General features: G+C 45.4%; 6 protein-coding genes and 1 pseudogene. 2 read left to right on the top strand and 5 right to left on the bottom strand.

Annotated elements, in window-relative coordinates; genetic code table 11:
- Window positions 1–1,062: 1,062 nt before the first annotated feature.
- From RJ60_RS05565 to RJ60_RS05580, 4 genes are all read right to left on the bottom strand, one after another.
- Window positions 1,063–2,064 (bottom strand): alpha/beta fold hydrolase, encoded by a 1,002-nt coding sequence (locus RJ60_RS05565; RefSeq protein WP_099830022.1) that lies wholly within the window; start codon window positions 2,062–2,064, stop codon window positions 1,063–1,065.
- Window positions 2,065–2,325: 261 nt separating this feature from the next.
- On the bottom strand, window positions 2,326–6,240 hold the full coding sequence (locus RJ60_RS05570) for a hypothetical protein (RefSeq protein ID WP_099830021.1): 3,915 nt from the start codon (window positions 6,238–6,240) through the stop codon (window positions 2,326–2,328).
- 214 nt (window positions 6,241–6,454) lie between these two features.
- A complete protein-coding gene (locus RJ60_RS05575; protein ID WP_099830020.1) occupies window positions 6,455–6,808 on the bottom strand; it encodes a VOC family protein in 354 nt (117 codons plus the stop codon).
- Window positions 6,809–6,846: 38 nt separating this feature from the next.
- Entirely contained in the window at window positions 6,847–7,410 is a 564-nt protein-coding gene (locus tag RJ60_RS05580; RefSeq protein WP_099830019.1) for a hypothetical protein, read from the bottom strand.
- A gap of 730 nt (window positions 7,411–8,140) precedes the next feature.
- On the opposite strand from RJ60_RS05580, the gene RJ60_RS05590 reads away from it, so the two are divergent.
- The gene (locus RJ60_RS05590; protein ID WP_099830017.1) at window positions 8,141–8,968 is read left to right on the top strand and encodes a serine O-acetyltransferase; all 828 of its coding nucleotides are present in this window, start codon (window positions 8,141–8,143) and stop codon (window positions 8,966–8,968) included.
- A gap of 202 nt (window positions 8,969–9,170) precedes the next feature.
- Here the strand turns inward: RJ60_RS05590 and RJ60_RS05595 are convergent, their stop codons facing one another.
- Complete coding sequence (locus tag RJ60_RS05595) at window positions 9,171–11,363, bottom strand: hypothetical protein (RefSeq protein ID WP_099830016.1); 2,193 nt, start codon at window positions 11,361–11,363, stop codon at window positions 9,171–9,173.
- A 671-nt stretch (window positions 11,364–12,034) separates the two neighbouring features.
- On the opposite strand from RJ60_RS05595, the pseudogene RJ60_RS16010 reads away from it, so the two are divergent.
- Window positions 12,035–13,147 (top strand): annotated as a pseudogene (locus tag RJ60_RS16010) (MrcB family domain-containing protein).
- The last annotated feature ends 223 nt before the right edge of the window (window positions 13,148–13,370 follow it).

The raw sequence follows: 13,370 nt of genomic DNA on the forward strand, positions 1-13,370 counted from the left end.
GCTACGCTCACGGAGAAGGCGAGTGAAAAGTCAGTCACTGCTGAAATTAGACGCAATGCCGCCTTCGGCGGGACGCAAGGCGCCGAAAGAACATCGACGGACGCAAGGCTGCCTTCGGCAGGAGGCGATTTTGAAGCCTGTCTGTTCGCACAGACCAGTTTCGGCTTTGCGAGACCAATAAGAAGCATCGAGAAAGAGCCAGTAGAGACGCTCGCTGCGCCAGAAATTCCGCTGGACGCTTAAGAGCAGAAAACCCTTTGTACGCTGTGAAAAGCCAAGACCCTAGTCACGCCTTTACCGCTCTTTTCATTCTTGTCGGAGAACGGCGAACCGATAACGGATAACCGTTTCTTATTCAACTCGCAACTTGTCTCTTGCAATTGTTTCAAAGATCGAGGTTCTGGCCGGTACACGCCAAAATGACTGAAAGTCAGAAAAAACTTTCATCGCCGTAAAGCTCCTAGTAAGAGAGGTTCTTGGTTGTTGTAAGAGCAAGAAAAGAAGCACCAAATTCGTTTCGCCCGAAATTCTTCCCCCTCATGTCATCCCGTATAGCGTACCCTGAAATGGATTTGTTAGGATCATCCCGTGATGCACCTGCACGGGATCTCGCCCTGAAGATCCGCTATACGATTAAAAACGGTGAACCGCTGAGCGCTGTTCAAAACAACGTTGTCTGTCAACGGTCCGCCGTCCTCCGATAAGATCAATCGAGAAAGAGCACTGTCGAGACGTTCGATGAGCCAACAAGAAGACGAGAACCCTCTAGACTATTTCTTGTCCTCTCTCCTCATCTCGTGCTCTCCAAGCTCTTCTTTGAAACAGACACCCTCCGCCACCTCGTGGCCCTCCTCCCTCAAGGGAGGACCTAAGATCATCATCCAAAGAGCTTGATAGGTCTTGAAGCTCTGCTCGGAGAACGGTGAACCGATAACGGATAACCGTTCCTGCGACTTGCAACTTGTAACTTGGAACTGATGACCAAGAACCTGGACGCGAGGCGTCGGAACGAGGAACTGCTCTTGTTCCCAAAAAATGGAGTCTCTATTTTTCAGGCGATCTCTAAAGTGTTTTGACGAACCAATCTACGGTGGCCCCGATCAACTGATCAAAGGCTGTCGTGTCCCCCGTGAAAATGTTGAACGTATGGTCCGCGCCTTCTATAAGAAGAACTTCTGACTCATTGCTTCTTGATGCATCGACAATTCTCTGAGCATTTACAGGATCAACTACTGTATCTAGAGCACCATTGATTGCTAGTACTGGCGCTGTGGAGTTAGAGAAGACCTGTAACACGTCAGTGCCATAAACTTCATCGAACCACTGAAGCCCGAGTTTAAGAGGAGTTCTCCATTCAAAAGTGAGTTCATAGTAACCATTTTGCTTTGCTATCTCATATGCCTCCAAGCTTCCAACTCCTGATAGGTCCGGAGCACCTGCCCAGCAAAGCACCGATTTGTAAGCCGGATTCTGTCCTGCAGCGAGCAAAGCGATTGTTCCTCCCTGGCTCCAACCCATTATTCCTGCTCGATGGCCGTCTATTCTCGGAAGACTTGCTGCGTAAGCGAAGGCGATGTTTGTATCGTCCACAGCCGATGTGAAGTTGTAGTCGATATAGTCTGCGGTACTCTCGCCGTTTCCAATGAAGTCGAAGCGGACACTGGCAATACCTGCCTCTGCCAGAGCAGGAGCTGCAAGTAGGTAGCCTCCGCCGGCTTCGCTCTTGTCAGAGCCGGTTCCATGAAGCATGACGACTATAGGAAATGGTCCATCGCCTTCAGGGATGCAGATAACGGCGGGAATATCATGATCGATATTGGGAATCATGACCGATATTTCCGTATACGCCGCAGGAATCTTCAATACCGTTCCCACCTGCAGTGCAAACTCATCAGTGATTCCGTTGAGCTCGGCGATTTCCTTCCAGTCGACATCATAGGCCTCTGCAATCTCCCATAGAGTGTCTCCCTTTACAACAGTGTACTCGGTTCCGGCCGCCAGAAGCATGGTGCCAAGAAGCAAGACCAGAACTACGGCCAGAGAAGCTCTCCTCGTAACTTTCAATACAGTCACCCCTCACATAAGGATTTGGTTTCAATTTCAGTATACACCCCCAGAAAAAAGACGATAAGACAAATATCTTTCTTTCAGGTTATTTGAGCAGCTGCCACTCTATAGTCCAGTTGTCGTGGCTCTCATGCTTTACTAAGGCAGAGTTATTTCATTTACCACGTCCGCATTTCCTTCTAATGCAAATGAATCTCTTGGCAAGAATAGATTGCGAAAAATCCTGAGGCATCAAGAGCATTCTCGTAACCTTGGCAATCAGTATGTGCTGCAAACTTGAACGGCGTAGTCGAATTCTTCTCCGTGCTTCATCCACAAGAGAAGGAAAGAATTTCCTCGTAAAGGAAACGTCCCTGCGATAAGAATTTCACTCGATTCAGAAACTTCAAGCAACCGGATTGTTTCTGATCCATCCAGTCTCATTGCCTTCAATTCGAAGGCATCTCCATAAACGAGCCATTCGCCACCGGGGAGGACCGCGCAAGAAGAAGCGGTAAAGACAGTTCCCGGCTTAGAGGCAGTTTCGTTCGATGTGCTGAATAATTCTATTTCATTATTCTCATCCACAAAGAAAACCGTCCCCTCTCCTTGAAGCCATTGCAGAGTATAAGTCGAGTATGTTATTCCGATCAGCATTCTGGATTGTACCTCGTTGTCGAGCACATACAATTGCCCTCTCGGTTCGCGAAACAGTCCATACCTTCCGGAGTAATCATGATCGAAGAACTCCGTTCCTTCGATCGCGTTGTAAGAAAACTCCTCAAAGTCTCCCGAAGCACCAATGACGATGACATTTCCAGCATAAGAAAAAATCAAGAGTCTTCCATCCGAGTCCCAGTCGAATCTATACCGTTCAGTTGAAACAATCTCCAATGCCTCAGCCGGAAGAGGAAAGATCTCGAATTCACCTGTCGAAAGATCGAGTATCCTGAATCTCGTAGAAGGATCACTACCCGGCCTCATCTCTATCATTAGCCTATTTCTATCGGCGGACAGTCTAAACCTTTGAGAGGGATAGCCATTCGATGTCACATCAAGCCAGATCAACTCTCCTCTTATCATGTCAGTCGGTCTTTCCACAACTTCAAATACCTCAGCAGGTCCTCCAAGGTGAGCTGAGTCGCTTTGATTTTTTATAACAAGGTTATCGACTCTGTCTCTCAGCTGAAGCTCTCTTTGATTTGACCATCTCGTGTACATGAAACCATAGCTTCTGAAGACCTCTGTTGCCTCCTCGACGGCCTTGTCAAGGGAGTCGATTAGTTCTTTCTTTCCCTCCGCAGTTACAAAATTGCCTTCACTTTCGACTTTTGCCAGAGATGCTTCAATACTATCTAAACGTTGATTGAGGTACTCCTCAGCTGCTTCAGAAGCTGCTTTTCTTTTTTCAACCATTTCCAGGAAATCCATGAATTCTTCGCAGAGTCCCAAGGAGCTATTGAGATCCCCTGCTGCAAGGCCAATTACAAGAGGGTCATCTAGAGTGAGAGGGAAGGCGATTCCTGACTTCTGAATTGAGGCGTTCTGTATCGAGTAACGTATGCTGTAAGCTGGACTGCCTGCAATCGTACTATTCGGATTGGCTTCAAAATCGAGAATCATCTCGGTGAAAGCTTCCACTCTCGATTTCAGATCATATCTTGCGTCTTCTAGATCGGCCGACTCAAAATCTGAAATTCTGAGGCTCGCGACGAGCTTGAGTTCTTCATTTCTGGAGATCAGGTTTCTCAAGAGTTCGCCTTCCGAGCTCTCATTAGGGATGTCCAGTGAAGGAACTCCGTGGCGTTGTATATACTCCATCTCTCTCTTCAGGAGGAATAGCTCGTCCCTAAGCTCGACCCAGTAAGCATACAACTCATCGACGGAATCTGTAATTGCCGCAGCTTCTCTCAGTTTGTTTTGAGCCAGGTCAGCCGTGATCTCTTCGGACCACAGGTCGGCAATTGTCTGAACCATGCTCTGTATTCTCTCGGTCCATTTTTCAAGGTAGTTCTCTTCAAGCTCAATGAAATCTCTTCTCACCATAGCTGATAGAATCTTGAAAATCTCCAGCTTTTCGCGCTGAAGTACGAGATAAGCCTCAAGATATTTGTAAGTCTTGCTATTCTTTTCATCCAGGAGATAGCTCCACTCAGAAAGGGAGGAGCCATTTTCTTGAAGAGACTGATTCCTGTTCAAAAGGGCGATTCTGTAAGAATCGAAAGCACTGACTTCCCGAGAAAACTCATGGAGTCCAGAGCCGTCTGAATAGTGAAACTTCGGCACACTGATGAACAAATTATCAAGCTCCGTGTCTATTTCAATTGCTCTGTCTAGAAGGTCATTTGTGAGTTCTCTTTCTTTTGTCCAAATCGCGTAAAGACCTTCAAGAATCCAACCGCTTTCAAGAAGGACAATCTCGGGCGAATCGGAGCGAAGTCTCTTCAAGAAATCATTCCCAAATCCATTTTCTTGATTACTGAAAGCCTTGATCAAGTCATTGAAACTTGGGAAATATGTGTTTCCAAGATGGATGCTGGTCTTTTGCAAATAAACCTGGAGAAACCCTCTGATCTCATCGGTCATCTCGGAGTTTATCTTGATAATCTCTTCCTTTAAATCAACTGTGTGGAAAAGAGTGTAGAACTCTTCTCTGAATTTGAACCTTGCATTCTCGATCTCCTCACGAAAGCCTGCAATAGTCGAACTCAACTTCTCATTTTGCTTTGAAGCCTCTCTTTCGATTTCCTTGTTTCGGTCAATGTATTCACTCTCGCTTATTTGGCCTTTCTCTCTCTGCGAATCCAATTCTGCCTTCAGGTTTGCACCAGATCTCGCAGAAGCGGCTGCGTACTGAGCTGCAACACTGTGAATCTCCTGATTGAAAAGCAAAAGAGTAATTTCATCCCTATTCAATCTGTAGAACAACTCTTCAATCACAGCAGTGGAATGATCGGGAGAGGGAATACTATCAGCCGTAAATCGAGAGGCCATCTCGATAATTTCGGCCTCGATTGTTTGAACAACGGTCAGCTCTATGAACGGATCCTCTTTCTCCACAACTTCTGGAACCTTATTGAGAACCTCGTTCGGAAGGGTTTTTCCATCGCTTTCCTCAATCTTCGAATCTTTCATTTTTTCGGTAACTGGGTCTGTCTTGCCTGCATTCTTTGCTCGGCGTGTTGCCAGGAAGTAAGCTTTGTCGAAGTAGCACTTATCTATCTCTGAACTGTCGTTACCGACAACTCTTCTGATTTCCTTTAGAAAAGCAACCTCGTTTACTGCCAGCCTGTTAAACATCAGCTGGAAGTAGACGACATTGTAGTACTTTGTGAAGAGCTCGACAACAAGAGAAGGCGTTTCAACAATATTCTTTAGAATACCTTCGGCCTTCTCCTTCACCATTCCCTCAATAGCTTCTTCGGTTAAAGCCTCTCCCTTCTTAAGAATCTCAAGCTTCACCCTTTCCGTCAGCTTCTCCTTCAGCTTTTCTTTGAGCTCGTCCGAAGCACTTGTCAGGATTTCATCCATGAACTTCTTTTCTTCGGAAATTGAAAACGGATCGACGAAGTAAGACTTCCACCAGAAAGTTGCGATCTTGTCTGTGGCGCCGCAACTGCTTTTCACGTAGTCTATGAAAGTAATCTTGTATGTTGAGTCGATAAGCTGCAGAATTGCATTCTTGAATACTCCCTTGAAATCGCCTTTCAATATAGGCTCTAGGATTGTCTTCCAGTTGGCAAGAAAGTCTGAAATCACTTTATGAGCAGTTTCAATAGAGCCCTTTAAGCCTTCTGCCAGAGCATAGTCCATGGAGCTGTACAGCGAAGACTCGGCAATAGCCATAAGCTGCTTGTTCTCTCTCAGCTTCGCCTGCTGATAAGCCAGTAAGAGACTGGACATCTCTTCATCGGAAACACCCTTGCTTCTTGCATCGTTTATGTTCGTAGTAGATACTGCGACTTCTTCCCTGAAGCGGAGCAATAGGGGGTCGTTTGAATAGAGAGCAGACACGAAGTGATCTGCTCCGGATGCCAGTATCCCTGCTTTTTTTGCAAGATTATCTATCGCCATGTTGTACGCCTTGTTTAGCTCGGCAAGAGAATTGCTTTGCAGCTCCGCAGAATAGACTGAGTTAGCAAAGCTGAGAACAGAGAAGAAAAACAGCAAGAGAAAGATAAGACACGTTTTCATGGCTTTCCTCCTATTTTAGGGGACAACAGACTCCATTATTCAGATCCCCTCAATATACTTATTCTCGATTATCATCGACGGCTTCGCAATGACGGCGGCCTTAAGTGATCTGTCTCTACCTCTACAGGCTCAATTCTTGTACTAAAATCTTTAAAGAAAACGAGCAAAACAAATATTATACAAGCCGGTGTCGCAGCAACTATCGTGCTTTCCCCTACTTCCTCTGTATCAGGCCGATCATATGGCCTTCTGGATCTGTAAAGAATGCAAGGATATTATTCCCAGATTCGAACGGCCCCTGGAGTATTTCCTGTCCCTGATTTTTGACTCTTTCAATGATCTCATCCATATCCTCGACTTCGATATATAGAGCCCTGTGAGTCGGAAGAGTCCCTTTGCCCGTGAATATGCCTCCGTTTATTCCTTTAGGGTCTCCGCTCTTGAATGAATGGAATTTCGTATCGCTAACTTCTGTTTCCCATTCGAAAACTTCCTCATAGAATTCCGAAAGTGACTCCCCATCTAGTGCGTTGATTTCCCAGTAAACAACTGGCATTTTCTTAGCCACTGAATTCGCCTCCTAGCGATAACGTATTACTGCTGAAGCTAATCTAGAGTTGCGGTACTTCCCCTTTGATTAGCCGTTGTAAACTCTGCTGAGTAGATCCGTTGAAAATGGTGTTTTCTGTTCTTCAACTTTCTTCTTTCGAAGAAGAAGGTTTCAACGGCAGCCCAGATGAAAACCCAACTCGCAATGACCAGAATTTCGTGAAGAGCGTACGCGTTAAATGATAATTCCGTAAGAATCGAAGCAATGCCCATGGCCAGCATGCCGACTACAATAAGAATGACACTTAATCTTGCCAGTCTTTTCAGATCAAGATCAATGTAGTAGACTAGCGGAACAAGAGAATCTCTGACCCTCGGAAAAAACTCTTTCATCTCTGATTCAGTTCCTTCGATTGAAACACTTAAGCCTCTTCTCAATGGAAGGTACCTGGTCCTCTCTTCAAGTAATTCGATAAGCTTTTCAGCATCATGCTTTCCAAATGATTTGTCTTCCACCTTGACATTTACGGTGCCGTCATCGGCTCTCTCAGAGTAGTTTTTCACACGCCTATCCAGCTCACTTGTTTCGACTTTCACCCTTTCTAGACTGGTTTTGTTCAAGAACTCCATCTCCCTGAGCCGATATTCATGCTCACCAAACAACCTGGCGCCGTTTGCCGAATGATTGCGATGAAAGATTATAAGTCAACCGCCACACAAAAGCGAAGGATTTACAGGACAACCGCTGCGCTAAGAGTTCGCGGAGTATGACTCCACAGAAGGCAGGAATTTCGTGGAATAACGATCCACAAATCTCCTTCATAGTCTCTATAGAATTATTCTCATGCGAAGAACGCTTCGTTCGTCATAGAAGTATGAGTCACTACAAGGGTCCTTCAGATGATCAATTGTCTACGCTTGATGAGCAGCTTCACTCTTTCTCGAACAATCGGCCTCTTTTTACTAGAGAGATACAGTCAGAACCTGTTCAGTAATGCCATGAGTATTTCCGCTCTGCGTCTATTCTTTTTCACGTAAAAACCCCCTTGAAGGATTGGAAATGACTGATAAGAAGGTCGAAGGATCTAAAGAAGGCAAAATACATCGCATCCCCACTTTCATCCTACCCAATTGACAGCGCGAGCAAAAGGCTCATGCAAACTCATCTTCTAACAATCTTGTAAAGAAGAAAAAACATGCAGACTAATCTCTAGCCTCCCGTTAACCAGTGACAAGTTTGAGAAGACAGCCGACGACAGCGCTTTCAAATAGGGCAATGATATCTTGGCTTGATTCGACTATACTTGAACGGAAGAGACTCAGTAACCGAACCTGAAGGGAGACAGTCTACGTGAATAGTGATTTTAGTGAGATATCACTCAGAATAAGTGGAGTATACGAGGAAATTGCCAAGACTCATTGCTCATCGAAGTCGTACTCGCTTGGGCATATTAAGCTTAAGACGATAGAGCTAATTCATCTTGTTAGAAAAACCTTCTGTCCGCAGCTTTCACATACGCAAATCGTTGACGGCCAAGAGATACTATCGGAGGCTTTGAATATTCTAGGGGAAATGATTATGGAGATTCGGCCTGAACTGGGAGAAAAAGGAGCAGAGAGAGTTGTCAAGGAATTTCTGGCTGAGTTACCATCGATTGCTGTGGCTCTTGTTAAAGACGTGAGAGCCGCGTTCGAAGGAGATCCTGCGGCTCAGTCGATTGAAGAAATCATGATTGCTTATCCGGCCTACGAGGCGATAAGCACGTACAGGCTTGCCCACATTCTTTACAAGCTTGAGGTCCCGCTGATTCCCAGAATAATGACAGAATATGCTCATCAGAAGACTGGAATAGATATTCATCCCGGTGCGACAATAGGGACGCACTTCTTCATAGATCACGGCACCGGTGTTGTAATAGGAGAAACCTGCACGATAGGACACCATGTCAAGATTTATCAAGGAGTCACGCTTGGGGCCAAGAGCTTCGAACTCGACGAAAACGGCAATCCGATCAAAGGGATAAAACGCCATCCCGATATTGGTAATCACGTCGTCATATACGCAGGAGCTACGGTCCTTGGAGGGAATACCGTAGTCGGAGACAACTGCGTGATAGGAGGAAATGTCTGGCTAGTTCATTCGCTGAAGCCGGGAGAAAAGATCTACAGCAATCCATGATGCCTCTTCTGAGGACTCCATTATTCGCTTGTGTTAACGTGACAATAATGACAAGCCAGTCACCTTCGGTGGCCAGTCTTTACTTCGCAAAGGCCAGTCTCGCTTTCAGCTGAGGCAGGTTCAGCTGCGACGGGCAATGAGATTTGCTCATCGCTTCCCTCTTTTTGGATGGCACTTTCGGGAACTCCATTGTTTTAAGTCATTAGCAGCTAGAAGAGTCAAGGTTCCTCGGCGTATTACTACTCCTCACTTCATCAAAAACCTTCTGCACTTTTTTAAGCCATTCCTTTCCTCCCCTCAGGTTGAGCCAGTCCCCTCTGAACTCTTCTGCAAGAGTCAGCGAATCGACTCTTTTCTGACTAGTGAGGTTGCCTCTTTCTGCTTTCTCGAAGTCCTTCTTATCGTTTCCTTCTTCCTCCAGAAGATACTTGATAAAGTCAGGGCAGTGGCGAAGAATGTTCAGAAGAATCTGTTCCGCTATGTCTAGCTCCCTGTAGGCATAGTTCTTCAGCGCCAATACTGCAAGAGCCTTCGGATGGCCACTGTGGTTCTTAAACTCCATTGTTTTGGCTAATTCATCGAACATTTTCATTCTCCAGCACACAAGTAATTTGCTCGCCAAGAGGTAGTCGTAATCATCCGGGCCGACAAGGGGGAAGACTTCTTCGATAACCCTCAGTGCTTCCCCGTAATCCTTCCGGTCGATCAAGCTATCCACATAATGTTCGATGACTTGCAGGAGTTCGGTGTTGGATGGACTCTCTTCGTTCTCTATAAGTGATGCCCACTTATCCTTTTCAACGATATCGTGAAGGACGTTCAAAGCGAGCTCGCCCACAACGTGAAGGAGCTTCTTCAGTTCGTCATTTTCTCTTGTGGAAAGGAAGAGAAGTGTATTCATGAACTCGAAGTTGAACCGGTACTTCTTGCAGTAAGCTACCATGGTATCGAATGCATGATCGATATCGTTCTGACTTATCGCTGAGTTTATCAGCGTATACATTGGCACTCTTGAATACTCAAGACTGCCGGTCTTCTCGAACGAAATGAAATTAGGTTCCTTAATCGATTTCAAGTTCGAAATTACACCATCAATCGCCGTTCTATGAGAATACTCGTCTGCCATATGTTTATAGATCACATCAAGATCACCGAAAGAATCCCGAAGAAGAGATAGGATCAAAGGCGGATCTGGTTTCTCATCTGTTATCTCAGAAAACTTCTTGCTGAAGAGCTCCTCGTCTTCAAAGTCGTATTTCATGCATAACAAGAGTCCCGATCGTACAACTGGGATTGTTGGCTCCAGCGTCTTCAGATATGCGACATACTCTCCCACACAATCAGTAGCCTCATCCTTGTCCAGGAGAGCGCTTGCAATAGCCATATTGGAGAACAGGGAAGCCTTCTTTTCTATCCCTTTCCAAATGTTCTTCAGTCTATCGAAAAGTTTGCTGAAATCATTGCACACGACAACTTCGTAAAGAAAACCGTCTCTCGACTCGTAGCTGGAGGAATTCAACATAATACCGAGTTCAGAATCACTCATCGAAGCGAACATCTTATTGATAATCAGTTTCGCCCTTGCTTTTTCTTCAGTCTTTCCACCTGCTGCCATGCTAACCGGCGCCAACAAGATATCCCCAAACATAATGTGAGACAGGCTCTTGATGAACTCAGTCACCTGATCCAGATTCAGTTTTCGATTCCTTATCATAGCCAGAATCGGGAACTGCGAGCTCAAATAACTCTCAACAGACGGTAATCTAAGTCCTACTGACGAACCCATAGTATCGGGCATCGAGTATGATGCCAGTACAGAAGGAACAATCTTTCTCAGGTCTTCCTTTAAGGAGCCCTCGAACTGCTCAGCATCTAAGTTTTCGCAAATGAAAGTCGTCAATTCATTACCCCAAAGGTAAATAGGAATATAATGCTCACTATTCACGAAATGTCTGAAAAGCGAGAGATTCTCTCTTACAAGTCCTCTAGATTCTTCGCGGTCTTTCTCTTCGAATAGGGAAAAGAATCTCTTCTTCAAGTCTCTTGTTGACTGATAATTCTCTTCTTGACCGGGTGAAGTTTCCTCTGCCTCATTCAGGGTGCGAAGAAGATCTTCGAGAAGGATGTCGGCTATCTGCTCCTTGACAACATGTGAAGTAGTCTTGTCTGAAAGCATAAGACCGGCAAGATAACCCCTGAAGAATCCGTTGCTCATTATCTTTTCCAGGGGCATGTCCAGAAAGAATCCATCCTTAAGTCCCTTCGCAAGCTCGATTGCTGTGCTTCTTTCAAAGAACGACTCAAGCCCTTCGAGAGTACGATATTCAATATAGGAATTCCTGCTCATCTCCAGTGCCTCCGCCAGGAGGGTCACCTTTACTGTCTCTCTATCCATATACCACCTCTAGCATGTGTAGTAGAACACAATAAATTAATCATCGTTCGTTTTCCAGCGTTATGCAAAGAGATGAAGAAATGTGAAAAAAAACAAATCGCTGGATTAATTGATCTACCCCAGCCCTGCTAAATCAACCTTCTCAGTTAAGCAGAGTCTATCCTTAAATAGGAAAGCGCTTTTCTACCGACTAGAGATCACTGAAGTGAACAGTAGTTCTTATGCTCATATTGGGAGGAAGCTTCCTCCAGAGGTCTCACGAATCTCTTTTTCGAGGGAACACTTCTTTTTAATCCATTGGATATTGATCTTCAGCCCTCGGATGATTGCTCCGCCTCTCAAGCTCTTTGGAATTTGTTTGCTGCAGAATATAAGTACCGGTAATTGCAGAGAGTGATTCCCTGCAATTGCAGGGAAAATTCCCTGTTAATGCAAGAGCCATTGCAACTTCCCCCGGAATTACCTACCCTTGTAGTTAGGACACTATTAGGGGGGGAACAAAGGAAAGCGTTTACTCCCATAGGGAGGTTGTTCTAGGGAGTCCAATTTTCATTAGGAATCGGAACAGTTGTGGTGTAGGCTCTAGTTAGCCGGATAGTCTCTTCAAACGTTATTGTTCCATGCGTGGGCAGTTATCGTAAGGAGGGCTTACGCGGGAAGCTATCAACCGAATCCTCAATAAGTATCTCATCGAAAAGCACAAAGAGTTTGCACAGAACAAGCTTGCACACTTTCTGAGAAGTGATGTTAGCGCCATGGTTCAGGAAATGGTGGACTCGGAGTATCCTGATAGGTTCAAGGTATCTGCGTCCCCCGGACAGGGGCAGTGGGCAGAGATTCCCTGGATAGGTGTTTTCGACAAAGACATAACAGAATCTCCTACAGAGGGTTATTTCGTGATGTACATTTTTACTGCAGACATGTCGGCCGTCTATCTCTCGCTGAATCAAGGCTGGTTATTCTTTAAGGAAACGTTCGGCGCAGAGTCAAAGCAAAAGATTTCTATAGCGGCGGAAGCCTATAGAAAAGTGCTGGGGCAGGAAGAGAGCTTCGACTACGATAGCATAACCCTGGGAACAGATTGAGAACTGGGAGTCGCTTACGAGTTGGGTCACATTTACGGAAAGAAGTATGAGAAGGGAATGGTACCAGGAGATGAAACACTTAAGACAGACTTGCTGGGAATGATTGCTCTCTACGAGAGACTCAAAGGAGTAATCGGCACTGAATTCCCGGAGGAGCGGATCAAGAAGATTATCTTCGAGCACGAGAGCGCTTCACAAGCATCTAATGATGCCAATATGGCCGATGTGAAGAGAAGTGAAGATGAGTCTATCAAGGAAGGAATAGGCAATGAAGGTCATCCTGCTGACATCAACTTCTTGACTCTCCAGAAGGTGAGCGAAAGATCCGGGTTGCCTGTTGACAGAACGGAAGAGTACCTGGATAAATTGGAGAAATCAGGTATCTGCTTATCCAAGACTATTGAGGGCGAAAAACACTTTCCGCTTGAAAGTCCTGAGTTAGTCTCAAGGCTCGATGCGATTCACAGCAAAGGACTATCTCTTAAAGAAGCAATTGAAACAATAAGAGAGGGTGACGAATTGGACTCAAAGAAACTTGAAGAGATGGAGCAGAGAATCGAAAAACTCTCAAGAAGCATTGACTCACTTTCCGCGCTGTTAAGTTCTCACGTTGCAAGATACCACTCAACACCTGAGAAGAAGGGTTTTTGCTATCATATCAAGCAAGCTTTCAAAAGCATCGGAAGTAAGAAAGAGTAACTGAGTTTCAGGGGGTGCGCTTTTCTGGCATACCGTTAGCTTCTTCGCTGCAGTCAAAGATCGGAGGACTGGCAAAAATCATTTGCATCAGAGATCGAGATTCAGACCAGCCAAACGTCATAATAGCGTTGCTAGCAGAAGTGCTGTATTCCCGTTAATGCTAAGGGATTCACGATTTCTGTGAATTGGTGTTGGACTTAACTGAAGAATATATCTCAGGGTT

The sequence above is a fragment of the Mesotoga sp. B105.6.4 genome (assembly GCF_002896535.1).
In the GTDB taxonomy this organism is placed as follows: Bacteria; Thermotogota; Thermotogae; order Petrotogales; family Kosmotogaceae; genus Mesotoga.

Coding starts and splice junctions, on each gene's coding strand:
- RJ60_RS05570 (WP_099830021.1), bottom strand. CDS start 6,240: ATGAAAACGTGTCTTATCTTTCTCTTGCTGTTTTTCTTCTCTGTTCTC.
- RJ60_RS05595 (WP_099830016.1), bottom strand. CDS start 11,363: ATGGATAGAGAGACAGTAAAGGTGACCCTCCTGGCGGAGGCACTGGAG.